A 22033-nucleotide genomic window follows, 5' to 3' on the forward strand; every position below is an offset into this window, starting at 1 on the left:
ATCTTCAGCGGATATTTATCCGCACTTCATTTGCGGCTCCCACTTGGTAATCGAAGACCCTGACGCACTTGGGTGTTAAGGCGCAAGGAGCTAAATGATGCGAATTAAACTGAAATCTAGCGTTTCGGCTTTGGTGGCCTCTCCGTTTGTTGGGGCGCTTCTGGTGACCACAGCGCAAGCTGCATCTGGGGTTTGCGACGCACGCACAGCACGGATCGCAGCAAATGCAGGAGACTACCAAACACTGTGTGATTGCACTCAGGTGACCCCGAGTTTCCTGAACCGGCTGCAGAAGCACTCCGATTTCGATTCGATACTGGCTGCAACTGGTCAACAGTGCCCCGGTTTGGCCGCATTGTTGACGGATTTTTCAACTGGAACGATCGCGGCGGTGACCTCGAATGGCGAAGATCGTGATTCCAGCCAGTCATCTGGGAGCGGTTCCAATTCCAGCGGTGAGAATGGTTCGGGCGGCGAATCTTCTGGAGGAGGTAGCTCCTCTGGCGGCGGGTCTGGTGGCGGAGCGCCAGGCGGTCCCGGCGGAGCACCAGGTGGCCCAGGTGGTGGAAATGGCGGCGGCAATGGCGGCGGAGACGGCGGCGGCAGCGGCGGTGGAGACGGCGGCGGCAGCGGCGGTGGAGACGGCGGCGGCAGCGGCGGTGGAGACGGCGGCGGCAATGGCGGCGGAGACGGCGGCGGTAATGGCGGCGGAGACGGCGGCGGCAGCGGCGGTGGAGACGGCGGCGGTAATGGCGGCGGCAACGGCGGCGGAAATGGCGGCGGTAATGGCGGCGGCAACGGCGGCGGGAATGGCGGCGGCAACGGCGGCGGTAATGGCGGCGGCAACGGCGGCGGTAATGGCGGCGGCAACGGCGGCGGTAATGGCGGCGGCAACGGCGGCGGCAACGGCGGCGGAAATGGCGGCGGCAACGGCGGCGGCAACGGCGGCGGTAATGGCGGCGGCAACGGCGGCGGTAATGGCGGCGGCAACGGCGGCGGAAATGGCGGCGGCAACGGCGGCGGCAACGGCGGCGGAAATGGCGGCGGCAACGGCGGCGGAAATGGCGGCGGCAACGGCGGCGGTAATGGCGGCGGCAACGGCGGCGGAAATGGCCCTGGCAATGGCAACGGCAATGCCGGCAACCCGGGTAACGGCGGTGGCAACAACGGCGGATCTGGACCCGGAACTGGAAACGGTGGTGGCAATAATGGTCAGGGTGGCGGCTCTGGCAACGGCGGCGGCGGCTCCGGAAACGGTGGTAGCAACGGCGGTGGCCACGGTGGCGGCAACGGAAATGGCGGCAGCAACGGTGGGCCCGGAAACGGGAACGGCAACGCTGGTAACTCCGGTAACGGCGGCGGAAACAACGGCGGATCTGGCCCCGGAACCGGCAACGGCGGCAGCAATAACGGTCAAGGTCACGGCGGCGGTGGTTCTGGCAACGGCGGCAGCAATGGCGGCGGTAAGGAAGAGCGCTAACAACAGGCGTTTTGGCGCCAGCCAAAGGAAAAAGGCCACCCAACTGGGTGGCCTTTGTTTTTCTGAACTATTGAGTGGCCTAGCCTAGCTGAACCAGTGCGTGGCGCTTTTTACCAGCGCTCAACTTGATCGGCGACGACAATGCGCCCGCGTCGATCATCAGCCCGGCATCAGTTAGCGGTGCGTCATCCAGTTTCGCACCGTTTTCTGCGATCAGGCGTTTGGCCTCTTTACCGGACTTTGCCAGACCCGATTTCACGATGACCTGTACGATGGACATGCCGTCGCCCAATTCAGCCGCGCTGAGGGTCAGGGTCGGAAGATCGCCCCCAACACCGCCTTTTTCGAACACTTCACGGGCCGTGGCCTCGGCGTTGGCCGCAGCCTCAGTTCCGTGCAGCAGGGCGGTGACTTCGTTGGCGAGGCGGATCTTGGCCTCGTTGATTTCGGACCCTTGCAGCGCGCCCAGTCGGTCACACTCATCCACCGGCATTTCGGTGTAAAGCTTTAGGAAACGGCCAACATCCGCGTCGGTCGTATTTCGCCAGAACTGCCAGAATTCATAAGGCGAGCGCATCTCGGCGTTCAGCCAGACCGCACCGTCCTGCGACTTGCCCATCTTCTTGCCGTCGCTGGTGGTCAGAAGCGGCGAAGTCAGGCCGTAGATCTCATGATCCAGCACCCGACGCGTCAGGTCGATACCGTTGACGATGTTGCCCCACTGATCCGAGCCGCCCATCTGCAGGACGCAGCCGTAACGGCGGTTCAGCTCAAGGAAATCATAGGCCTGCAGGATCATGTAGTTGAACTCAAGGAAGCTCAACGATTGCTCGCGATCCAACCGTGATTTCACCGATTCAAACGCCAGCATCCGGTTGACCGAGAAATGGCGTCCAATATCGCGTAGGAAATCGAGGTAGTTCAGGCCATCAAGCCATTCGGCATTGTTCAGCATCAGCGCCTTGTTTTCGGCATCGCTGTCATAATCGATATAGGCCGAGAACACCTTTTTGATGCCCGCAATGTTTTCGTCGATCTGTTCGGGACCCAGCAGGGGGCGTTCATCCGCGCGGAACGACGGGTCGCCCACCTTGGTGGTGCCGCCGCCCATAAGGGTGATTGGCTGGTGGCCAGTTTTCTGGAACCAGCGCAGCATCATGATCTGAATCAGGCTGCCCACATGCAACGACTTGGCCGTCGCATCAAAGCCGATATAGGCCGGTTTGCACCCACTGATCAGCGCCTCGTCAAGGCCCTGATAATCGGTGCAGTCGGCGAGAAAGCCGCGCTCGATCATCGTGGCGATGAAATCCGATTTGGGGTGGTAGGTCATATCGTGCCCTTTGGGTTTATGTTGCGGGGCACTGTATAGGCGGCGCTTTGGGTAAGGAAAAGGCACCATTTCCAAGAAAACGCGGGCTGTGTCAGCTTTTGACCGGGGGCAGGCGGAAGGCATAGAACATTGCGATTGTGTTCAACACCACAAGGACAACAATCGGCGTGATCGGATCATGCAGATGTGCGACTGCGCCAAGGATCGCAGCAAAAACAATTCCAACGAGGCCAGCGCTGACATCCCCTAGTGCAACCAGGTAGGGGCGCTCTTTTTCAACGCTCATCTGAATGAGATACAGGTAGCGCCCATAGATCACCCCATTCCCGCCCAACGATAGCAGCAGGATCACCAGCGTGTAGACCCAGACGTTCTGAGCGTAGCCGAAGAACGTAAAGCCAAGCGCCATCAGGGCCGAGATTGCGGCGATCATGCACCCCAGCCACATCACAGGTTTGACCGAGACACGATCGCTGAGCCATCCCCACAAAAGCGAACCGATCACCATTCCAAGGCTGGCCCCTATGACAAAATAGCTGAGCGAATGCTTGGTCCCCATATGCAGCGTCGCAGCATGGATCGTGTAGAAGGGCATCGCCAGCTCGACCGATACAAAGATCAGTCGGGCCGAAAGAAACTTGCGATACCACGGATAAGCCATACCGGTTTTGAATCCGGTCGCCAACTCGGCCAGGGGCTTGGGATTTTTATTCGGCTCCGGCAATGGGGCGCGCTGTTCATCCTCAAGCAGTCGCACTCCTGCAAAGGCAACACCTGCGGCAAACATGGCAATCACGCCGCACCACAGAACGACGATGTGGCGCTGCATCGGTTGGTCCCCGGACAGCAGGTCGCGCGTGATCAGAACGACGATGATGGCCAAAACGCCCGAGATGGTGGCTTGCGCAAACACCATCCGGTTTCGTTTCGCTTCGGGAACAGAGATGCCGTAGATCTGGCTGGTTCCAAGGCTGGTAATCCCCTGGCACAATCCCAGGACCATCGCAGTGGTCAGGAACAGCAGTACGATCATCACACTGGGCAGTTTTGTTGAAAACAGGGCCACCGCCGCCAGTACCGCGGCTGTCAACAAGTTCGGTGCGTAAACGGCCAGCTTGGCGCGGGTCGCCCGATTGATGAAAGGTGCGACAAAGATCTCGGCAATCAGGCGCGATCCGGTGACAAAGGGCAGAAGCATTCCTGCAAAAAACGTTGGCGCGCCCAGAGCCAGATACAGGAACGGCAGCACCAGATTTGGGTTGATCAACTGCCCTCCGATCGTGGCCAGAGCGCCGGACCAGAAGATCAGAAAATAGTTCCGGCCTTCGGATGGTTGTTTCTGCGAGTATGTGTCTGCCATATGTACCTAAAACTGATTTGTGTTCCTTATACCAAATTGTCGGGAAAAAGCGCGACCCTCGTATGATCTGGCTTGCCTTGGGTTTAGCTGAACGGGCAGGTTAAACAGACTGTACCGATCAACCATGACGGTACCACGGAGTTCGGCAGGAGAGATACGCGTGGGGCGGGCCATCAAACGAACAGGTGCGATCAGGGTTTTGGGCGCGATGTCCGGCACTTCGATGGATGGGGTGGATGCCGCGGTCGTAGAAACGGACGGGCACCGGATTTTGGGATTTGGTCCAAGTGGGTATCGTGCCTACTCCGATGAAGAGCGTGCGGTTCTGCGCGCCGCTTTAGGGCAGTGGCACGGGCCTGACGTGGATGCCGCGGCAGAGCTTGTCACCCTGGCTCATGCCGAGGCGCTGTCTGAATTCGATGAGGTCGACCTGATCGGTGTGCACGGCCAAACTCTTGCGCATGAACCGAGCGGGCGTGGGACGTTGCAGGTGGGCGACGGGAAAGGGCTGGCTCAGGCATTGGGCGTGCCGGTCGTCTGGGATTTCCGCAGCGATGATGTGGCGATGGGCGGCGAAGGCGCTCCGCTGGCGCCCTTCTTTCACTTCGCTTGCGCCAAGTGGATCGAAGCAACCCAACCGCTTTGCTTTTTGAACCTCGGCGGTGTCGGGAACCTGACCTATGTGGACCCCAGTTACGATGGCCCCGAAGCCCCGGGCGCGTTGCTGGCGTTTGACACTGGTCCCGCGAATGCACCGGTCGATGATCTGATGCAGGCGCGTCTGGGCCTGCCGATGGATCGCGACGGAGCTGTCGCGCGCGGCGGAACCGTCGAGATGGGCGCACTCGAGCTGTTTTTGTCTGAGCCTTTTTTCACCCGTATGCCGCCAAAATCACTGGACCGGAACGACTTTTCCGAGATGATCAAACTGGTGCAAGAGCTCAGCGATGCGGACGCAGTTGCCACGCTTACCGGCATGTGTGCAGCAGGCGTGGTGCAGGGGATGGAACACTGCCCCAAACCACCGTCGCGTTTGTTGGTCACCGGGGGCGGTAGACACAACCCGGTATTGATGGAGATGCTGCGCGTCGCGCTGGATTGTCCGGTCGAACCGGTTGAGGCCGTGGGTCTGGACGGCGACATGCTCGAGGCGCAGGCCTTCGCCTATCTGGCGGCACGCGTCGCCCGCAGGCTGCCGACGTCGTGTCCGGGGACGACAGGTGTGAAAGCGCTGGTCGGTGGTGGGGTTGTGAGTTCGGTTGCGTAATGGGGCGGTGGGTTAAAAGTTGATTGCCCGGATTCCGCATTGCGGGCAAAGTGTGAATTCGCTGCGCCAGCCTCAAGGTCTGCATCTAACGTATAACGTCTTGGAGTAACGCGTTTTCTCGGACTCAGAAATGTCCACGTAGTAACTTAAATTACTCGAAGTTTAACGGGTGGATCGCAGTTGCTCCACGTCCGCTTCTGACGATTCAGCAACTCCTACAATTTCAAGTCGCGATAGCAGACTCACGGCAATGTAAATCGCGGCACACATCAAAAGGAAACCCAAGGCATTTGGTTCATAAGCTTCCCTTGCCTCACGATAAACGTTCAGGCCTTTGATGTTTCGAAGAACAGAAAACCCCAAAATCGCAACTCCAAAAAATGTGGGCAACACCAGTAGAAAAAACCGACGAACACGCCACCTACCAGTCAAATAGAGGAGTTTTCCGCAGCCTCCGCACATGTGGAAGTCGGTTTTATTGAGCCCGTGATGGGGATTAGTTGAAGCCATCATACGTGGTGGCTGAGGACGACCACATTTTGGGCACTTAATTCCGATAATCTTTGACCACCAAGTCGGAAGCTCACCAAATCGCGGAGTGCTTACTTTGGGTGGATTGCCAATGTTTCTTGCCAATTGCCTACAACGTGCCTTTTCGCATGATCATCTCAACCTTCGATTAAGAACCGCTTCAACGGCAGTTTTTATCTGCTCAGTGGCTCCTTGTACTTCAACAAAGCGGACCTTCAACCAACTAGCTGAATGATTGGTGCTTCACGCTTCTTACATAATTACTTGTAAACTGTGAGTATCCGTCCGAAGTCGACTTCAAATATTCCCGCGTCCAACCGTGCAATGCAGGCAGCTGATGGAAGGGCACATTCGGAAAGGCGTGGTGTTCGGCGTGATAGGGCATGTTCCAGGCCACAAAACGCACGATCCGGTTGGTGAACGTGGTGCGCGAGTTCTCGAGCATGTTGGCGACTGGCGGACACAGGCCGTGTTCCGCCAGTAGGTAGAGGCGCAGGAATGGTTGCCCCAGCAGAACGGGTAAAATCCAAAGCCAGAGGAGCAGCGGCGACAGGAACAGGTTTAGGGCTGCGACCGCGTAGAGTATCAGCAGCAGACGTGCCTCAGCCCGCATGGCGGTGTGTTGGCGCGCAGGTAGGTACGGGGCGTCGATGCGACCAAAGGCGTTTTGATACAGGACAAGTGCCATGCCTTTCCAATAGGGCCAACCGGACAGGTAGATCAGCAGGCTCAGCCGGTCCTGCGGTCGTGGCTTGCCGCCAAGCTCGGGGTCTTTCTCCGGGTGGTTCGTCCATTTGTGGTGCGCAAGGTGAAAATACCGAAACCACGTAAAGGGCAGGGCGATTGGAACTGAAGCAAGATGTCCGACAGCGTCGTTCAGCCAGCCGGTCTTGAACGGGGTCTTATGGGTGCATTCATGGCTAAGCGTGAACAGAAACACCAACAAGACACCCTGTGGCAGGATCAGGACCGGCCAGAGAGGGACCCGCCACGCGATACCCGCGCTGGTGGCGGACAGTAACACAAGGTAGCCCAGAAGATGACGCAGACCTGCTGTGTCCGAGCGCCGTTGTAGCTGATCTTTGGCCTCAGGTGGCAGCGACGCTATGAGGGCGCGGTGATCCATGCATCATCCGCGCGCTATGTCGAACCCTGGCTCGGCCAGTTCGAACCCGTCAAACTGGAACCCGGGCGAAACAGTGCAACTGACCAACGTATAGTCTCCGGTGGTGCGCGCCGCCTGCCAGTGGTTTTCGGGCACGATCAATTGCGGTGCGCCCTTTGAAAGGTCGGGGCCCAGGATGTGATCGATGGCTGGACCGTCATCCGTAGCGCTCAGCGACAGGATCAGCGGAGCACCTGAGTGGTAGAGCCAGATTTCGGTGGCGTCCACGCGGTGCCAGTGGCTGCTTTCACCAGCGGCCAACAGGAAATAGATGCAGGTGCCGGTGGCGCGGCCCGCGTTATCCGCGCGCCAGGTTTCGCGAAACCAGCCACCCTCGGGGTGTTGTTCCAGTCTCAGGTGGTCGATGATCTCTTGTGCGGTCATGGGGCCTCTTGCCTTTTGCGATGATTATGCACGGGAAGGTGCGATCCGCTATGGTATTCGTCTACGCAAGGAATATGTTTGCCGCATGACCCTGACCATCCCGTTTGACAACAGCTACGCCCGCCTTCCCAACAGCTTTTATGCGCGGCAGGCACCTATACCTGTGCGTGCCCCACGCCTGATCGCATTCAACTCGGAATTGGCGAAGGTATTGAAGGTCACACCGGGGGAGGTAGAGGAGATGGCTGAAGCCTTCGCTGGCAACACGCTGCCCGAAGGCGCAGAGCCGATAGCGCAGCTTTATTCGGGACATCAGTTCGGCAACTATAACCCGCAGCTTGGGGACGGCCGCGCTGTACTGCTGGGCGAAACGATCGGGACAGATGGCCTCCGCCGGGATATCCAGCTCAAAGGGTCCGGTCCAACCCCGTTCAGCCGTCAGGGGGATGGTCGCGCATGGCTGGGACCGGTGTTGCGGGAATACGTGGTGTCCGAGGCAATGCATGCGCTGGGCATCTCGTCGACCCGTGCACTGGCGGCGGTTGAGACCGGCGAGATCGTTCTGCGCGAGGGGCCTATGCCCGGCGCGGTGCTGACCCGCGTGGCGCAAAGTCATCTGAGGGTCGGTACATTTCAGGTTTTTGCAGCGCGCGGACAGCAGGACAGCTTGCGCCGCCTGACGGAATACGCAATAGACCGTCACTACCCGGATGCGGACGGTCCGATGGGCCTGTTGCGTGCAGTAGTCGAAGCACAATCGCGGCTGATCGCGGCATGGATGAGCGTAGGATTTATCCATGGGGTGATGAATACTGACAATTGCTCAATCGCGGGTGAGACCATCGACTATGGTCCTTGCGCGTTTATGGACAGCTATCATCCGAACACGGTCTACAGTTCGATCGACCGGATGGGGCGCTATGCCTATTCCAACCAGCCCGAAATCGCCGTTTGGAATGTGGCGCAGTTGGCGACGGCACTGATCCAGCAGATGGAAGACAAGGACGCCGCCGTCGAAGAGGCGACCGGGATAGTACACGCCATGCCGGATTTGCTGCAGCAGAACTGGCTGAAAAGGTTCCGCGCCAAGATCGGGTTGGTGACCGAGGAAGAGGGCGATCTGGAACTGATCTCGGATCTGCTGACGCGCATGGCGCAGAACCAAGCGGATTTCACCAACACCTTCCGGGCGCTGGGCAGTGATGCCGCACGTGATCAGTTCACCGATCCTGCGGCGTACGACGAATGGTCCGACGGGTGGAACGCGCGTTTGGGGCGTGAGCAGGACCCATCCACCGTAATGTCCGCCGCAAACCCGGCTTTCATTCCGCGCAATCACCGGGTTGAGCAAATGATACAGTCGGCCGTTCAGGGCGATTACGAGCCGTTCCAAAGGCTGAACACTGTTCTGGCGCGACCTTATGAGGATCAGCCCGATGCGGATGATCTGAAACGCCCGCCATCAGAGACCGAAGTTGTCCATGCGACGTTCTGTGGAACCTGAAGTTCCGGCGCTCAGACCTCGTCACGATAGGGATTGATCTCATCCGGCCAACGGCGGGCGTATTGCGAGATCATCAGGTAGACATCCGCCCCGTCGATTGCCTTGCGCGCATCGCGGACCATGCGCAGGTTAAGCGTGTCGACCTCTTCAGCGGTGATCGCGCGCAGCGGGTTGTAGTAGACGGTAATCAAAATGGTCCGACCTTGTTTGGTTACGGACATATCCCGCAATGCGCCACCGTCCTCTGCGATCGCCGGGCGCAAAGTCCGACGCGCAGCGGCAAGAAGTTCGGGGCTGGCGGTGGCGTTTGCCAGCTCACCCAACCCACCACGGAAGTCGCGTAGGTATGATCCGATGGCCAGAACGCACAGGAACAGTACGATGATCGAGTCGCCGACGGGTGCGATCGCCGATAGGGCCCCATCCCGGAACAGGTAGATTGCCCCAAGGCCAATTGCTGCGGCAGCCGTGAATAGACCATCGAACAGTGCTGCTTTGGATTCCAACCGCAGGATTGCACTGGCCTTCCCGGTCTGCCGCCAGGTGAAATAGTGAAACGCCCATAACAGCACGCAGGTCAGGCCGATGGCAGCGAAGTAGATGAACATCGGTCCGAATATCAGCGGTTCAGGCATCATGCCGTTGTAGTAGCTGTAGATGTTTTTAGTCGCGTTCGAGATGGCGAACAGCACCAGTCCTAACAGAGACAAAGAGCGGAAGGTGGAAAAGATCGCCTCATCCGCTGCATAGCCAAACGGGCGTCGCTTGTCGGGGCCTGCATCAATCTTCAAACTGATACGGCGGCCAAGGAATGCCGATCCAAAGCCGACCAGCGAATACAGCCCGTCCATCATGATCGCATTGGAGTTCGACAAAATCCCGGCCAGTATACCAGCCGCGCCCATGAACAGGTTGCCGCCCATGGCGATGATGAGAGCGCGCCCCTCAAGCTGCTTTCTGCGTTCTGCATTTGGCATCGACATCTGGTAACGTCCTGATAGGGCATCAAACTCCGCAACAGATACCCGTTCGAAGGGGATAGGCCAACACCTGCGATGGTGGGTTGTCCTAGTCCCGCACGATTTCAAGCACAGCAGCGCTGACGATCAGGATGGCGCCCAACAGCTCGCGCAACCCGAACGGCTCGCCCGAGAACGCGGCGGCCGAGGCCAAGCCGACGACAACCTCGCTCATAAGGAGGATGCCGACGCGGGCAGGGGACAGTTTGGTTGCGGGCCAGATTGTCATGAACACCATGGGTAAGGTGTAGAAGGCCGACAGCAGAACAAACTGAAGGGTCCAAAGAAGATCCGCCTGCACTATTGTCGGCAACACAGGTTCGGGCAGGACCGCGAGGCTGACCAGGGAAAGGATCAGCGCGCCTGCGACAAAGGCAAAGACCTGACCGGAGGCCGAGATCGTGCTGGTTCGGTACAGCCCCAATGTACCCAGCGCCCAGCACATGCCCGAGGCCAACGCCATCCAGTCGCCGCTGTTTTGGGGCAGCGGGATACCACCCGAGTCGCCCAGCACGACGAATAGACCACCGACACCGCAGGCAAGGCCCACAAGCCGCCCCAGAGTCAGGCGTTCACCCAGAAACACCCGGCCCAGAATCGTGCCCCAGATCGGGGTGAGGTAGAATAACAGGATCGACCGCACCACATCCGTATAGACAAGGCTAATGGAATAAAGACTGAAGGCCGCGCCGGTGAACGCACCGCTGAACACCAGATCGCGCCATTGCAGGGCCAGCGTCCCTCTCTCTTTCCAGATAAAGGGAACCAGCCCCAGCAGCGCAACGCTATACATCGCAATACCCGGCCAGGGCCCGGTCAGGCCCAGATCATAGAAAAACCGAACGGGGATCCAATAGAGACCCCACATCATGCCACCGATCACTAGGACAATGCTTGCCCAGGTGCGGTTGTTCGAGAGTGTGTTGCTGGAAACCACTTCAGGCCTCAATTGGACGCGTTCCACGGGGATAGTGTATCGGCACCCCGTTGATCAAGCGCAGCATTCCTGATCGCGCCGCCTGCCAGAATATTGGGCACTTTGGCAGCGCGAAAAGCTCTTATTTGCCACTCCTGCAGAAGACTGGGGTTGCGCCCGGCCACCAGCGTGGCACTTTGGGGTTCGTCCATTTGATCGGAACCTTATGTCGCCTCAATCAACCCTGCGGATTGCAAGCTATAACATCCAGAAATGCGTTGGGTTGGATTTTCGCCGCCAGCCTCAGCGCATCATGCAGGTCATTGAAGGCATGAAGGCTGATATTGTGGTGCTGCAAGAGGCCGACAAAAGGCTACCGCCGCGACCCGCCGCCTTACCGCATTTCATGTTGGACGAAGCCGGTTGGCAGATTGTCGATCTGGGGGGCGCTGGCAGCTTGGGCTGGCACGGCAACGCGGTCATCTGGCGCGGGGACAAAATTGACGTGCGCACGACCGCTCACCATGATTTGCCCGGGCTGGAACCTCGCGGTGCAGTTCGGGTCGAGTTCGACACCCAGATCGGGCCGCTTCGGGTGATGGGGATGCATCTGGGTCTTTTGCCCGCATCTCGGCGGCAGCAGATTCATCAACTCCGGCGCTGCGATGAGGATCTGGATCAGATGCCTACCGTTTGGGCCGGAGATTTCAACGAGTGGTCGCGCCAGCCAGTGCTCGATCATCTTGCACCCGACATGCGATTTTTGCCCCCGGTTCCCAGTTTCCCGGCTGCACAGCCTCTGGGCGCCCTGGATCGGATCGCGCTGGGCGCTGGGCTTGAGGCCGTTGTACATGGCGTCCACAAAGCGCGGCCTGCGCATATCGCATCAGATCACCTGCCGATCTGGGCTGATCTTCGCAAGGTCGCTTAGGCGCAAATCCCCTGTGGCGCCAGCGGCGCAGACGTATTAAGACAGAAACCCGAACTACTCTGAGGGTCACTATGTCCGACACGATCATCGCCCGTTGCGAAGCCAAAGGTCTCCGCATGACGGGTCAGCGCCGCACAATTGCTCAGGTGTTGCAGCAAAGTGATGACCATCCGGATGTAGAAGAGCTGTATGCGCGCGCCTCTAAGGTGGATTCGGGTATCTCGATCGCCACGGTCTATCGCACCGTGAAGCTGTTCGAAGAGGCAGGGATTCTTGAGCGGTTGGAATTCGGTGATGGGCGCGCCCGCTATGAGGATGCCGAGAGGGACCACCACGACCATCTGATCGACATGCAGTCGGGGGAAGTGATCGAATTTGTCGATCCCGAGATCGAGGCCCTGCAGGAAAAGATCGCAGCCAAGCTTGGGTACAAGCTGAAAGGGCATCGGTTGGAACTGTACGGCGTGCCGCTGAAACAGGGCTGATCCATCACGAAACGCGATTGGTTGCCGCACGGCAATTCATGAAACATGTCGCAATATCGCTTGCGGCGTCGCGGATGATACGGTTTTGCTGACTTAAGGTCGCGGAATTTCCCGCGCCATCTCAACGGACACGCGTATGAACAACGTACACGGCATCTTGCTGATCATCGGATCGATGGCGGCCTTCGCACTTGAGGACATGTTCATCAAGCATCTGTCGATCACTGTACCTACGGGTCAGATCATGATCGCTTTGGGTCTGGTCTGCGGGCTGGTGTTCGTACTGATGTCATTGGCCACGCGTAAACGCATCTTTGATCCGGAGGCGTGGAAAGGTCTGCCGCTGGCGCGGGCAGGGACCGAGGCGGTAGGAGCCCTGACCTTTGTTACCGCGCTGTCTCTGGTCGAGCTGTCCACCGTTGCTGCCGTCTTTCAGGCGATGCCGCTGGCCGTGACTATGGGGGCGGCACTGTTTTTGGGCGAGCAGGTCGGTTGGCGACGTTGGAGCGCCATCGGAATAGGCTTTATTGGTGTCTTGATGATTATTCGCCCGGGGCTGGAAGGGTTTCAGCCCGAGTCGCTGTTCGTTGTCGCGACCGTAATTGCGATCGCCGCGCGTGATTTGATCACACGTAAGCTGGACGTCCGTGTGGCCTCGTCCGTTGTTGCCATGCAGGCCTACATGGCCGTTGCCCTTGCCGGGGCGGTTCTGATGGTGTTTCTGGCTCAGCCAGTTGTTCCGCTGCAATCCATGCAAGTTGGTCCGTATCTGGGGGCAATCGGCTTTGGCGTCCTGGGATATTACGGCATCGTGACGGCCATGCGGATCGGTGAGGCCTCGGCCCTGACACCTTTCCGGTACAGCCGGCTCGTGTTTTCCATCGCGGCAGGGATGCTGATGTTTGGCGAACGGCCTGATTTGATGACGGTGGCCGGTGCCGCGTTGATCCTCGGATCGGGCATGTACACCTTTGTTCGCGAACGCCGGCTGGCGCGTGCAATGGCGGTTGCGGCCTGACGGATCGTCGCACGTTGGCGCAAACACGTGGCTATTAGCCCCAAAATCCCCATGAACATAACTGTTAGCGGTAACATCGCTGGTTTACTTTTGGCTCGGTGATGTTATGAGGCATGCAACCAAATGCAGCCACAGGGACGGGCCTCATGAGTACCATCATCGACATCCACGCACGCGAAATCCTGGACAGCCGGGGCAACCCAACCGTCGAAGTGGACGTGATTCTGGAAGACGGCACCATGGGCCGCGCCGCTGTGCCTTCGGGCGCGTCAACCGGTGCGTATGAAGCAGTGGAAAAGCGTGACGGTGACAAATCGCGCTATATGGGCAAAGGCGTGCTTGAAGCTGTCGCCGCTGTGAACGGTGAGATCGCCGAAGAACTGGTCGGCTATGACGCGACCGAGCAGGTCGCCATCGACGGCGCAATGATCGAACTGGACGGGACCGAGAACAAGAGCCGTCTGGGCGCAAACGCCATTCTGGGCGTCTCGCTGGCCACAGCCAAGGCTGCGGCAGATTTCACCACGCAACCTCTATATCGCTACGTCGGCGGTACGTCGGCCCGCGTTTTGCCAGTACCGATGATGAACATCATCAACGGCGGCGAACATGCCGACAACCCGATCGACATTCAGGAATTCATGATCATGCCGACCTCGGCCGCGAATATCCGTGAAGCCGTGCGCATGGGCTCGGAAGTGTTCCACACGCTGAAGAAAGAACTGTCCGCCGCTGGTCTGAACACTGGTATCGGTGACGAAGGTGGGTTTGCCCCGAACATTGCGTCCACCCGTGAGGCGCTGGATTTCATCCTGAAGTCCATCGAAAAAGCGGGCTACAAACCGGGCGAGGAAATCCACCTTGCGCTGGATTGTGCCGCAACCGAATACTTCAAAGACGGCAAATACGTGCTGGCGGGCGAGGGGATCTCTCTGAGCTCGGACGAGAATGCGGCTTACCTGGCGGCTTTGGTCAATGACTACCCGATCATTTCCATCGAAGATGGCATGTCCGAAGATGACTGGGACGGCTGGAAAGCTCTGACCGACATGATTGGCGACAAGGTGCAGCTGGTGGGCGACGACCTGTTCGTGACCAACCCCGTGCGTCTGGCCGAAGGGATCAAGCGCGGCTGTGCCAACTCGATGCTGGTCAAGGTGAACCAGATCGGATCGCTGACTGAAACACTTCGTGCCGTCGATATGGCGCACCGTGCACGGTATACCAACGTGATGTCGCACCGCTCGGGCGAAACCGAGGATGCGACCATTGCCGATCTGGCGGTTGCGACCAATTGCGGTCAGATCAAAACCGGCTCGCTGGCGCGGTCGGACCGGTTGGCCAAGTACAACCAGCTGATCCGCATCGAGGAATCGCTGGGTGAAGTTGCGGAATACGCAGGCGCGTCGATCCTTCGCAACTGAGGTCAATAATGCTAGACTGATCCTCGTGTTTTTCGAGGATCGTGTTTTGCTTAAAGTTATCGAAGCTGAAACGCCGGACCACTTTGATGAGGTTCGGCGTTTGTGTTGGGAATATCGCGACTTCCTGCTGACGTTGGACGCCAAGTCCGTGCGCGTCGTAAAAACCTTTTATCCCCGCGACGTTTATGCCCGGCTGATGGACGAGATCGAAGTCGAACACGCCCCACCGGGCGGTGGTGTGCGGCTGGTACTAAAGGATGGACATGCCGTTGGGTGCGGAATGTTCCGGACAATCGGGCCGGGCATTGCCGAAATTAAACGGGTGTTTGTAAATGACGCCGCCCGAGGGACGGGGGCTGGATATGCGGTTATGATGTCCTTGATTGAACAGTGCCGTGAACAGGGGTTTGACTGCATTCGCATGGACACGGGCAAACCATTAGCATCGGCAACGCGTCTATACCTGTCGATGGGCTTCCAACTGCGCGACGCATATTCCGAGATTCCGGAGATCGCGAAAGACACATTACTGTTTTTTGAGATGCCTTTGTCCGGTGCTCAGGCGGAAAACTCACAAATCGAGTGAATTTTTTTCAAAGTCTTACGTGTTGTTATCGCTTGTAAAAATCAAACTTGTTAGAAATACACCTACATAAATTCAATTTTGTGTGAACTTTTACCTATTTGTCCGATCCCGGTGTCTCGTAATGTGCCTGCATTACAGAAAGGGAAACGACATGACTGGTTCGAAAATCCTTCTCGTAGCTTCAGTGATCAGCACTGTATTTTTGGCGGCCTGTGCAGGGCCTGGCACTTATCCGATCACCGGGGAGGCGGTGTCCGCAAGTGACCCGGTTCTGGGTATGGAAACGCCGTCATACATGTATCGCGGTGAAGCCCGCTAGGGCCTTCACGGGGGGACGGGCGGCGACGCCCGTAAGTATCTGACCGATTTAGAGCTTTCGGCTCATCAAGACATAGCGATCGCGCGGTTGGAAGCCAGTGCGCAAGTACAGCTTATGCGCAGCCTCGTTCGTGCGATCAACTTCCAGGTGAAGGGCGGTCAGGCCAGCCTCGGCCAGGGCTTTGGGCAGGTCAAGCAGCACTTCGGTGGCGATGCCACGGCCGCGCACGGCCGGGCGGATATAGATTTCGTCTATGAATCCGTCCATGCCGCCGAACTCGACCGACCAGCCGAACGTCAAGATGGCATAGCCCAGCGGCGCACGTCCTGGACCGATCAGGTAGACGCAACCGTGGGGAATACCCTCTAGCAAGGGGGTCAGCGCATTGCGGGTCTGGTCCATGTCCTGCGCGATCCCGGCTTCGGTGTGGAACGCGGTCACCAGGCCCATCAGGCGGTCCAGATCTTCGGGGCGCGCGAGGCGAAGTGCGGCGCTCATAGCCGGGCCAGCCGTTCGGTCAGCAAGGCAAAGAAACCGTCAGCGTCGATTTCCCCAATGAACATTGCATTGGGCGGATGGTCTGTCACGCGCCACCAATCAGCGACGGTCATGCCCATCGTCAGTTCGGACTGCGTTTCGATCTGGACGTTGATGTGCCGGCCCGAGAACAGCTCCGGCCGGATCAGATAGGCGGTCACGCACGGGTCGTGCAGCGGCGCGCCTTCCGAGCCGTATTTCTCTATATCGAAACGTTCGAAGAAATCCGTCATCTCGGCCACGGCATGCCCGACCTTACTGTTGAGCGCGCGGAAGGCGTCATTGCGGTGCTTCGTGACCAGCGCATCGTGGGTCACGTCTAGCGGCATAACGACGACATGAACGCCGGATTTAAACACAATATCAGCAGCTTCGGGATCGACGTAGATGTTGAATTCCGCCGCTGGGGTGATGTTGCCGACCTCAAAATACGCACCGCCCATCAGAACGATTTCCTGGACCCGATCAACAATATCAGGCGCTTTTTGAAAGGCGGATGCGATATTCGTCAGCGGGCCAAGCGGGCAAAGTGTGACGGTTCCAGGCTCATGTGCGCGCAGGGTGTCGATGATGAAGTCGACCGCGTGCCCGTCAGCCAGCGGCATTTCCGGATCTGGCAGGACGGGACCGTCGAGGCCGGTCTTGCCGTGCACATGTTCCGCGGTGACCAGAGGGCGGTTTAGCGGGCGGTCACACCCGGCATAAACAGGGATATGCGAGTGGCCGGCCAGTTCACAGACGATCCGCGCATTCTTAGCCGTCAGTTCCAGTGGCACGTTCCCGGCAACGGCGGTAATGCCCAGAACATCAATCTCTTCCGGGCTTGCCAATGCCAGCAAGATGGCGACTGCGTCGTCCTGCCCGGGATCGGTGTCGATGATGATCTTGCGCGGTGCCATGCTTTGCCTCCGGGGTATTGAAGCGCGGACACTCGCAAGTGTCACCACGCTTGTCCAGCGGTTTCAGACCTCGGTCGTCGCACCTACCGGCGGGAGTTTGCCATTGGCGCGGTGCTCTTCAATTTTGACCTCGTCCCACAGCGCATCCATTTCTTCGAGATCGCTTTGGGATGGTGTTTTCCCGCGCGCAGCCAGCCGCGCTTCTACTTGCTCGAACCGGCGGGTAAACTTGGCATTGGTGCGGCGCAGGGCGGCCTCAGGCTCGATGCCTAGATGACGGCCCAGATTGACCATCACGAACAGAAGATCGCCGAATTCATCCTCCAGCGCGTCTGCGTCCTTAGCCTTGCGCGCTTCCTCCAGCTCTGCAGCCTCTTCCGTGATCTTGGCCAACACATGACTGGCATCGGGCCAGTCAAACCCTACGCGGGCCGCGCGTTTTTGCAGTTTGTGCGCGCGCAACAGGGCAGGCAGGTTGGCCGCGACACCGTCCAGCGCCCCTTTCTGTTCCTTGCCGGCGCGCTCAGCCGCCTTGATGGTTTCCCAATCCACGGTCTGCTGGTCCGCTGATTTATCGCGGGATTCATCGCCAAATACATGCGGGTGACGGTCGACCATCTTGTCCGACATGGTCTGCACCACGTCCTGAAAGGTGAAATGCCCGGCTTCTTCGGCCATTTGTGCGTGAAAAACCGACTGGAACAGCAGGTCGCCCAGCTCGCCTTTCAGCTCATCATAGGCTTCGCGCTCGATGGCGTCGGCGACCTCATAGGCCTCCTCAATCGTGTAGGGGGCGATGGTGGCAAAATCCTGTTCGATATCCCACGGGCAGCCCGTTTGCGGGTCACGCAGACGGCGCATGATTTCCAACAGGCGCTCGATACCTGCATCGCTGTCGTGGATCAGAGGATTTTCGGCCATTGCGAACCCTTTCGTTCCGGTGTCAGATGCATCCATTCCGCAGTCCCGATCAGGAGTCCACCCCAGATGCCCGTCGTCAACCGAATTGCCGATTACTCAGCCGATATGGCCGCATGGCGCAAACACTTGCATTCGATCCCCGAGTTGGAGTTCGAATGCCATGAAACTGCAGCGTTCGTAGCGGACCGTCTGCGCGAATTCGGAGTGGACGAGCTGCACGAAGGTATTGCCAAGACCGGGATCGTCGCGATCATCAACGGGCGGGGTGAGGGGCCTACGATTGGTCTGCGGGCCGATATGGACGCGCTGCCGATCCCTGAGGAAACGGGCGTCGACTACGCCTCGACCAATCCGGGCAAGATGCACGCCTGCGGTCATGATGGGCACACCACGATGCTGTTGGGCGCGGCGCGCTACCTGGCCGAAACGCGGAATTTTCGCGGCCGTGTGGCGCTGATCTTTCAGCCAGCCGAAGAGGAAGGCGGCGGCGCGGGCGTGATGGTCGAAGAAGGCATCATGGACCGGTTCGACATCTCTCAGGTCTACGCGCTGCATAATGCACCGAACCTGCCCGTAGGCGCATTTCACACCACTCCGGGGCCGATCATGGCGGCGGTGGATACGTTCGAGGTTCATATTCAAGGCGTTGGTGGTCACGGTGCCATGCCGCATGAAGCCCGCGACCCGGTGATGGCGGCCTGCGGCATTGCGCAGGCCATTCAGACTATCGTCAGCCGCAACAACTATGCTCTGGACGACCTGGTCGTCTCGGTAACGCAAATCCACACCGGGACGGTGAATAACGTGATCCCCGATACGGCTTTCATCAACGGCACTGTTCGAACCTTCGATCCAAACGTTCAGCAGATGGTAATCGAGCGTATGGAGCAAATCGTACAGGGGCAGGCGACCTCTTACGGCGTCGAGGCGCGGCTGGATTACGAAAAGAACTACCCGGCCACGATCAACGACGGCGAAAAGGCCGGATTTGCCGCCGAGGTGGCCCGGGACGTGTCCGGGGCCGAGCGTGTGGTGGGAAACATGGGCCGCGAGATGGGGGCAGAGGATTTCTCGTACATGCTGCAATCGCGCCCCGGCGCCTATCTGTTTTTGGGGCAGGGTGAGAGCGCCGGGCTGCACCATCCGAAATACAACTTCAACGATGAGATCGCGCCGGTCGGCGCTTCGTTCTTTGCACGGATCGTCGAAAAGGCGCAGCCGCTGGGCTGACGGGGGAAAGACATGGCACTGGAAGACGCAAAGAACCAGGTGGACGAGGCATTCACCAATCCTGATCTCAAGGGACTGTCCTACGAGAACACCTTTGGCGGCGCGACCTCGTTCCTGCGTCGCCTTTACACTAAGGACCTGAAAGGCGTGGATATCGCAGTCACAGGTGTGCCCTTTGATCAAGCGGTGACGAACCGTCCGGGTACCCGTCTTGGACCGCGTGCCATACGTGAGGCCAGCGCGCTGCAATCGCCGGATGCGCCCTACGGCTGGCCGTTCGATGCGCTCAGCGAGCTGGCGATCGTGGATTATGGCGACATGGCCTATGATTATGCCAATATCCCGGCCTTTCCCGATACGTTGACCGACCACATCCGCACTATTTTGGCCGCTGATGTGTCTTCGGTCACGTTAGGCGGGGACCACTATATCAGCTTCCCGATCCTCAAGGCCTATGCCGAGAAACACGGGCCGATGTCTCTGCTGCAATTCGATGCGCATACCGACACTTGGGCCGATGACGACATGTCCCGCGTGGATCACGGGACGATGTTCTACAAGGCGGTGAAATCCGGCATCGTGGACCCGAAACGCTCGGTTCAGGTCGGTATCCGTACCACGAACGAGGACACATTGGGCGTCAACATCATCGACGCGCGAGAAGTCTACGAATCCGGCCCCGCCGCCGTGGCGAAAAAGATCAAAGGTATTTTGGGCGACAGCCCGGTCTATCTGAGCTTTGACATCGACGGCCTGGACCCGGCCTTTGCCCCCGGCACCGGCACGCCCGTTTGGGGTGGTCTGAGTTCCATTCAGGCGCAGATCATCCTGCGCGATATCGCCGGGATAAATATCAAAGGCGGGGATGTGGTCGAGGTCTCACCGCCATATGACACGTCAGGTGCCACGGCCATTGCCGGTGCTCACGTGGCAACTCAGATCATTTGCCTGCTGGGGTGGAACAAGTTGGTGCAGGATTAACCTTTGGTTAGCCATCTTTCCGGTATCTGATTAACCAAAAGCCGGACGGGAGAAATACGGGCATGACAGACTTTAACCAACCGATCAGCGGCAATGATCTGGCGCGGTTTTCCGGGCCGAACACGTTCATGCGGTTGCCGCAGGCTGACTCGCTGGCCGGTCTGGATGTGGCCGTGCTGGGCATCCCGATGGATATCGGCACCTCGTGGCGGTCCGGCACGCGGTTTGGGCCAAAACAGATCCGCAGCGAAAGCGCGATGATCCGGCCCTATAATATGGCCAATTCGGCCGCTCCGTTCGACAGCCTGCAGATCGCGGATATCGGGGATCTGGCGATCAATACGTTCTCGCTGGCCGACAGCCTGAAGATCATCAAGGAAAGCTACGATTCAATACTCGATCAGGCGGTGATTCCCGTTGCGATGGGCGGCGATCATTCGATCACGCTGCCGATTTTGCGCGCTATTGCGGCCAAGCATGGTCCGGTCGCGCTGGTGCATGTGGATGCTCATGCCGACGTGAATGAAGAGATGTTCGGCGAGCGTGAAACGCACGGTACTGTCTTTCGCCGCGCCTATGAAGAAAAGCTGATCGTCCCGGACAAGACCTTTCAGATCGGCATTCGCGGTTCGGGTTACGCGGCCAGCGACTTTACTGAGGCGCAGGACTGGGGCTTTCGCCAATTCCCGGCGTGGGAGCTGTGGCAGCAGAACCTGACTGAGATCGGCTCACAAATCCGCAAAACGATCGGCGACCACCCGGTCTACATCACCTATGACATCGACAGTCTGGACCCGGCTTACGCCCCCGGCACCGGAACACCTGAAATCGGAGGGCTGACCACGCCGCAAGCGTTGCAGCTGATTCATGCGCTTTCGGGTGTGAAAGTGGTCGGATGCGATCTGGTCGAGGTGTCGCCGCCATACGATCCGTCAGGCAACACGGCGCTGACTGCAGCGAACTTGTTGTTCGAACTGCTGTGCATATTGCCAGGCGTGACGTCACGGTAAAAGAGTTCGCACCTTGTCTGCCAAAGCGATCCGAATATGGTCGGCGAAAGGGCTGGTCCGGGGATGAAAAAAATGGCGCTGTGGCTGATTGTTGTTCTGGTAATTTTGCTTGGAGCATACATTCGTTTTGCACCATCAGACCCGGCAAAATGGCATGTGGCACCGATAGGTGATCAGGACCGTGATCTTGATGGAGGTGTCGTCCGTGTGGTCGAAACGGGACCGGATGGCCTGCTGCGGCTGGATGCGTTCGCGCGCGTTTCAGACCGAACGTCAGTTCTGGCCGGGTCTGTTGATGAAGGGATAATTACCTACATCACGCGTACGAAAGTGATCGGCTTTCCGGACTACACGACAGTGCAGCAGGACGGAGACACGCTTCGCATCTATGCTCGTCTCAGGTTTGGGCGGTCAGATTTTGGGGTAAACCGCGCTCGTGTTGATGAGTGGCTTGCTCTGTTGCAGCCCTGAGGACAAGCACCCCTCCTGAACCTCGCGCCACATCGGTACGTTCAGAGACATCTGGCATTGCGCCATGAACATGCGGCCATCGACCTGGAGGCAGATCATCTCGCCCAGTTCGACGCGGGTTCCCGATTTATCGGTGCAATAGCAGTCCTGAACCTTGCCGCCGGGGCCGACCACGTCAGCCAGGGCGGGCGTTACGAGCAGTGTACAAACAAGTATCAACCGTTTCATGTGCATTAGCCTAGCATAGTGAGGGGCCTTGACC

At 58.8% G+C, this 22033-nt stretch carries 24 protein-coding genes; 13 read left to right on the forward strand and 11 right to left on the reverse strand.

Features of this window, described 5'->3' with window-relative positions:
* The first annotated feature begins 97 nt into the window (after positions 1–97).
* Positions 98–1480, forward strand: a complete 1383-nt coding sequence (locus AC2FLJ_RS08595) for a hypothetical protein (RefSeq protein ID WP_496705287.1) — start codon at positions 98–100, stop codon at positions 1478–1480.
* A 79-nt stretch (positions 1481–1559) separates the two neighbouring features.
* Here the strand turns inward: AC2FLJ_RS08595 and tyrS are convergent, their stop codons facing one another.
* Both tyrS and AC2FLJ_RS08605 read right to left on the reverse strand, forming a co-directional pair.
* Positions 1560–2813 carry a tyrosine--tRNA ligase gene (gene tyrS, locus AC2FLJ_RS08600; RefSeq protein WP_496705289.1) on the reverse strand — a complete coding sequence of 418 codons (1254 nt, stop codon included), beginning with the start codon at positions 2811–2813 and terminating at the stop codon, positions 1560–1562.
* A gap of 91 nt (positions 2814–2904) precedes the next feature.
* Complete coding sequence (locus AC2FLJ_RS08605; protein ID WP_496705291.1) at positions 2905–4173, reverse strand: MFS transporter; 1269 nt, start codon at positions 4171–4173, stop codon at positions 2905–2907.
* Between the two features lie 208 nt (positions 4174–4381).
* Between AC2FLJ_RS08605 and AC2FLJ_RS08610 the strand changes: the two genes are divergently transcribed.
* Positions 4382–5440, forward strand: coding sequence for an anhydro-N-acetylmuramic acid kinase (locus AC2FLJ_RS08610; RefSeq protein WP_432653435.1), 1059 nt, complete (start codon positions 4382–4384; stop codon positions 5438–5440).
* A gap of 754 nt (positions 5441–6194) precedes the next feature.
* On the opposite strand, the gene AC2FLJ_RS08615 is transcribed toward AC2FLJ_RS08610, so the two are convergent.
* Positions 6195–7097, reverse strand: coding sequence for a fatty acid desaturase (locus tag AC2FLJ_RS08615; protein ID WP_496705293.1), 903 nt, complete (start codon positions 7095–7097; stop codon positions 6195–6197).
* Between the two features lie 3 nt (positions 7098–7100).
* Positions 7101–7520 carry a cupin domain-containing protein gene (locus AC2FLJ_RS08620; RefSeq protein WP_496705295.1) on the reverse strand — a complete coding sequence of 140 codons (420 nt, stop codon included), beginning with the start codon at positions 7518–7520 and terminating at the stop codon, positions 7101–7103.
* A gap of 85 nt (positions 7521–7605) precedes the next feature.
* Here AC2FLJ_RS08620 and AC2FLJ_RS08625 point away from each other — a divergent pair, with 85 nt between their 5' ends.
* Positions 7606–9024, forward strand: coding sequence for a protein adenylyltransferase SelO (locus AC2FLJ_RS08625; protein WP_496705297.1), 1419 nt, complete (start codon positions 7606–7608; stop codon positions 9022–9024).
* 11 nt (positions 9025–9035) lie between these two features.
* On the opposite strand, the gene AC2FLJ_RS08630 is transcribed toward AC2FLJ_RS08625, so the two are convergent.
* The 3 genes from AC2FLJ_RS08630 to AC2FLJ_RS08640 all read right to left on the reverse strand — a co-directional run bounded on the left by AC2FLJ_RS08630 (position 9036) and on the right by AC2FLJ_RS08640 (position 11171).
* Complete coding sequence (locus AC2FLJ_RS08630; RefSeq protein ID WP_496705299.1) at positions 9036–10007, reverse strand: cation efflux transmembrane domain-containing protein; 972 nt, start codon at positions 10005–10007, stop codon at positions 9036–9038.
* A gap of 85 nt (positions 10008–10092) precedes the next feature.
* Positions 10093–10980, reverse strand: coding sequence for a DMT family transporter (locus tag AC2FLJ_RS08635; protein ID WP_496705301.1), 888 nt, complete (start codon positions 10978–10980; stop codon positions 10093–10095).
* An 8-nt stretch (positions 10981–10988) separates the two neighbouring features.
* Entirely contained in the window at positions 10989–11171 is a 183-nt protein-coding gene (locus tag AC2FLJ_RS08640; protein ID WP_282168152.1) for a hypothetical protein, read from the reverse strand.
* A 14-nt stretch (positions 11172–11185) separates the two neighbouring features.
* Between AC2FLJ_RS08640 and AC2FLJ_RS08645 the strand changes: the two genes are divergently transcribed.
* The 6 genes from AC2FLJ_RS08645 (at position 11186) to AC2FLJ_RS08670 (ending at position 15722) form a co-directional block, all read left to right on the forward strand.
* Positions 11186–11890, forward strand: a complete 705-nt coding sequence (locus AC2FLJ_RS08645; protein ID WP_496705303.1) for an endonuclease/exonuclease/phosphatase family protein — start codon at positions 11186–11188, stop codon at positions 11888–11890.
* Positions 11891–11961: 71 nt separating this feature from the next.
* On the forward strand, positions 11962–12375 hold the full coding sequence (locus AC2FLJ_RS08650) for a Fur family transcriptional regulator (RefSeq protein WP_058277587.1): 414 nt from the start codon (positions 11962–11964) through the stop codon (positions 12373–12375).
* A gap of 136 nt (positions 12376–12511) precedes the next feature.
* On the forward strand, positions 12512–13393 hold the full coding sequence (locus AC2FLJ_RS08655; protein WP_496705305.1) for a DMT family transporter: 882 nt from the start codon (positions 12512–12514) through the stop codon (positions 13391–13393).
* 146 nt (positions 13394–13539) lie between these two features.
* The gene (gene eno / locus AC2FLJ_RS08660) at positions 13540–14817 is read left to right on the forward strand and encodes a phosphopyruvate hydratase (protein WP_058271864.1); all 1278 of its coding nucleotides are present in this window, start codon (positions 13540–13542) and stop codon (positions 14815–14817) included.
* Positions 14818–14863: 46 nt separating this feature from the next.
* The gene (locus AC2FLJ_RS08665) at positions 14864–15403 is read left to right on the forward strand and encodes a GNAT family N-acetyltransferase (protein ID WP_496705307.1); all 540 of its coding nucleotides are present in this window, start codon (positions 14864–14866) and stop codon (positions 15401–15403) included.
* A gap of 151 nt (positions 15404–15554) precedes the next feature.
* Positions 15555–15722 carry a hypothetical protein gene (locus AC2FLJ_RS08670; RefSeq protein ID WP_186437364.1) on the forward strand — a complete coding sequence of 56 codons (168 nt, stop codon included), beginning with the start codon at positions 15555–15557 and terminating at the stop codon, positions 15720–15722.
* Between the two features lie 48 nt (positions 15723–15770).
* Here the strand turns inward: AC2FLJ_RS08670 and AC2FLJ_RS08675 are convergent, their stop codons facing one another.
* The 3 genes from AC2FLJ_RS08675 to mazG form a co-directional block, all read right to left on the reverse strand.
* Entirely contained in the window at positions 15771–16220 is a 450-nt protein-coding gene (locus AC2FLJ_RS08675) for a GNAT family N-acetyltransferase (protein ID WP_282151394.1), read from the reverse strand.
* Complete coding sequence (locus AC2FLJ_RS08680) at positions 16217–17158, reverse strand: nucleoside hydrolase (protein ID WP_496705310.1); 942 nt, start codon at positions 17156–17158, stop codon at positions 16217–16219. The genes AC2FLJ_RS08675 and AC2FLJ_RS08680 overlap by 4 nt, the downstream gene beginning before the upstream one ends.
* A 63-nt stretch (positions 17159–17221) precedes the next feature.
* On the reverse strand, positions 17222–18079 hold the full coding sequence (gene mazG / locus AC2FLJ_RS08685; RefSeq protein WP_496697086.1) for a nucleoside triphosphate pyrophosphohydrolase: 858 nt from the start codon (positions 18077–18079) through the stop codon (positions 17222–17224).
* Positions 18080–18145: 66 nt separating this feature from the next.
* On the opposite strand from mazG, the gene AC2FLJ_RS08690 reads away from it, so the two are divergent.
* The 4 genes from AC2FLJ_RS08690 to AC2FLJ_RS08705 all read left to right on the forward strand — a co-directional run bounded on the left by AC2FLJ_RS08690 (position 18146) and on the right by AC2FLJ_RS08705 (position 21771).
* Complete coding sequence (locus AC2FLJ_RS08690) at positions 18146–19309, forward strand: M20 aminoacylase family protein (RefSeq protein ID WP_496696650.1); 1164 nt, start codon at positions 18146–18148, stop codon at positions 19307–19309.
* Between the two features lie 12 nt (positions 19310–19321).
* Positions 19322–20290, forward strand: coding sequence for an agmatinase (gene speB / locus AC2FLJ_RS08695; protein WP_282118253.1), 969 nt, complete (start codon positions 19322–19324; stop codon positions 20288–20290).
* A 62-nt stretch (positions 20291–20352) separates the two neighbouring features.
* Positions 20353–21300, forward strand: coding sequence for an agmatinase (speB, locus tag AC2FLJ_RS08700; protein ID WP_109311698.1), 948 nt, complete (start codon positions 20353–20355; stop codon positions 21298–21300).
* Between the two features lie 63 nt (positions 21301–21363).
* Complete coding sequence (locus AC2FLJ_RS08705) at positions 21364–21771, forward strand: DUF1499 domain-containing protein (RefSeq protein ID WP_496696647.1); 408 nt, start codon at positions 21364–21366, stop codon at positions 21769–21771.
* On the opposite strand, the gene AC2FLJ_RS08710 is transcribed toward AC2FLJ_RS08705, so the two are convergent.
* Positions 21712–21999 (reverse strand): hypothetical protein, encoded by a 288-nt coding sequence (locus AC2FLJ_RS08710; protein WP_109311700.1) that lies wholly within the window; start codon positions 21997–21999, stop codon positions 21712–21714. The genes AC2FLJ_RS08705 and AC2FLJ_RS08710 overlap by 60 nt on opposite strands.
* Between the last annotated feature and the right edge of the window lie 34 nt (positions 22000–22033).

It is taken from the genome of Ruegeria sp. CDSA034 (genome assembly GCF_059612275.1).

What these genes read in the sequence shown, in the direction of transcription:
- mazG (WP_496697086.1), bottom strand. Translation starts at nt 18,079, where the DNA reads ATGGCCGAAAATCCTCTGATCCACGACAGCGATGCAGGTATCGAGCGC.
- AC2FLJ_RS08595 (WP_496705287.1), top strand. Translation starts at nt 98, where the DNA reads ATGCGAATTAAACTGAAATCTAGCGTTTCGGCTTTGGTGGCCTCTCCG.
- speB (WP_109311698.1), top strand. Translation starts at nt 20,353, where the DNA reads ATGACAGACTTTAACCAACCGATCAGCGGCAATGATCTGGCGCGGTTT.
- AC2FLJ_RS08655 (WP_496705305.1), top strand. Translation starts at nt 12,512, where the DNA reads ATGAACAACGTACACGGCATCTTGCTGATCATCGGATCGATGGCGGCC.
- AC2FLJ_RS08710 (WP_109311700.1), bottom strand. Translation starts at nt 21,999, where the DNA reads ATGAAACGGTTGATACTTGTTTGTACACTGCTCGTAACGCCCGCCCTG.
- eno (WP_058271864.1), top strand. Translation starts at nt 13,540, where the DNA reads ATGAGTACCATCATCGACATCCACGCACGCGAAATCCTGGACAGCCGG.
- AC2FLJ_RS08670 (WP_186437364.1), top strand. Translation starts at nt 15,555, where the DNA reads ATGACTGGTTCGAAAATCCTTCTCGTAGCTTCAGTGATCAGCACTGTA.
- AC2FLJ_RS08705 (WP_496696647.1), top strand. Translation starts at nt 21,364, where the DNA reads ATGAAAAAAATGGCGCTGTGGCTGATTGTTGTTCTGGTAATTTTGCTT.
- AC2FLJ_RS08615 (WP_496705293.1), bottom strand. Translation starts at nt 7,097, where the DNA reads ATGGATCACCGCGCCCTCATAGCGTCGCTGCCACCTGAGGCCAAAGAT.
- AC2FLJ_RS08610 (WP_432653435.1), top strand. Translation starts at nt 4,382, where the DNA reads ATGTCCGGCACTTCGATGGATGGGGTGGATGCCGCGGTCGTAGAAACG.
- AC2FLJ_RS08645 (WP_496705303.1), top strand. Translation starts at nt 11,186, where the DNA reads ATGTCGCCTCAATCAACCCTGCGGATTGCAAGCTATAACATCCAGAAA.
- AC2FLJ_RS08640 (WP_282168152.1), bottom strand. Translation starts at nt 11,171, where the DNA reads ATGGACGAACCCCAAAGTGCCACGCTGGTGGCCGGGCGCAACCCCAGT.
- AC2FLJ_RS08605 (WP_496705291.1), bottom strand. Translation starts at nt 4,173, where the DNA reads ATGGCAGACACATACTCGCAGAAACAACCATCCGAAGGCCGGAACTAT.
- AC2FLJ_RS08675 (WP_282151394.1), bottom strand. Translation starts at nt 16,220, where the DNA reads ATGAGCGCCGCACTTCGCCTCGCGCGCCCCGAAGATCTGGACCGCCTG.
- tyrS (WP_496705289.1), bottom strand. Translation starts at nt 2,813, where the DNA reads ATGACCTACCACCCCAAATCGGATTTCATCGCCACGATGATCGAGCGC.
- speB (WP_282118253.1), top strand. Translation starts at nt 19,322, where the DNA reads ATGGCACTGGAAGACGCAAAGAACCAGGTGGACGAGGCATTCACCAAT.
- AC2FLJ_RS08620 (WP_496705295.1), bottom strand. Translation starts at nt 7,520, where the DNA reads ATGACCGCACAAGAGATCATCGACCACCTGAGACTGGAACAACACCCC.
- AC2FLJ_RS08680 (WP_496705310.1), bottom strand. Translation starts at nt 17,158, where the DNA reads ATGGCACCGCGCAAGATCATCATCGACACCGATCCCGGGCAGGACGAC.
- AC2FLJ_RS08690 (WP_496696650.1), top strand. Translation starts at nt 18,146, where the DNA reads ATGCCCGTCGTCAACCGAATTGCCGATTACTCAGCCGATATGGCCGCA.
- AC2FLJ_RS08650 (WP_058277587.1), top strand. Translation starts at nt 11,962, where the DNA reads ATGTCCGACACGATCATCGCCCGTTGCGAAGCCAAAGGTCTCCGCATG.
- AC2FLJ_RS08625 (WP_496705297.1), top strand. Translation starts at nt 7,606, where the DNA reads ATGACCCTGACCATCCCGTTTGACAACAGCTACGCCCGCCTTCCCAAC.
- AC2FLJ_RS08630 (WP_496705299.1), bottom strand. Translation starts at nt 10,007, where the DNA reads ATGTCGATGCCAAATGCAGAACGCAGAAAGCAGCTTGAGGGGCGCGCT.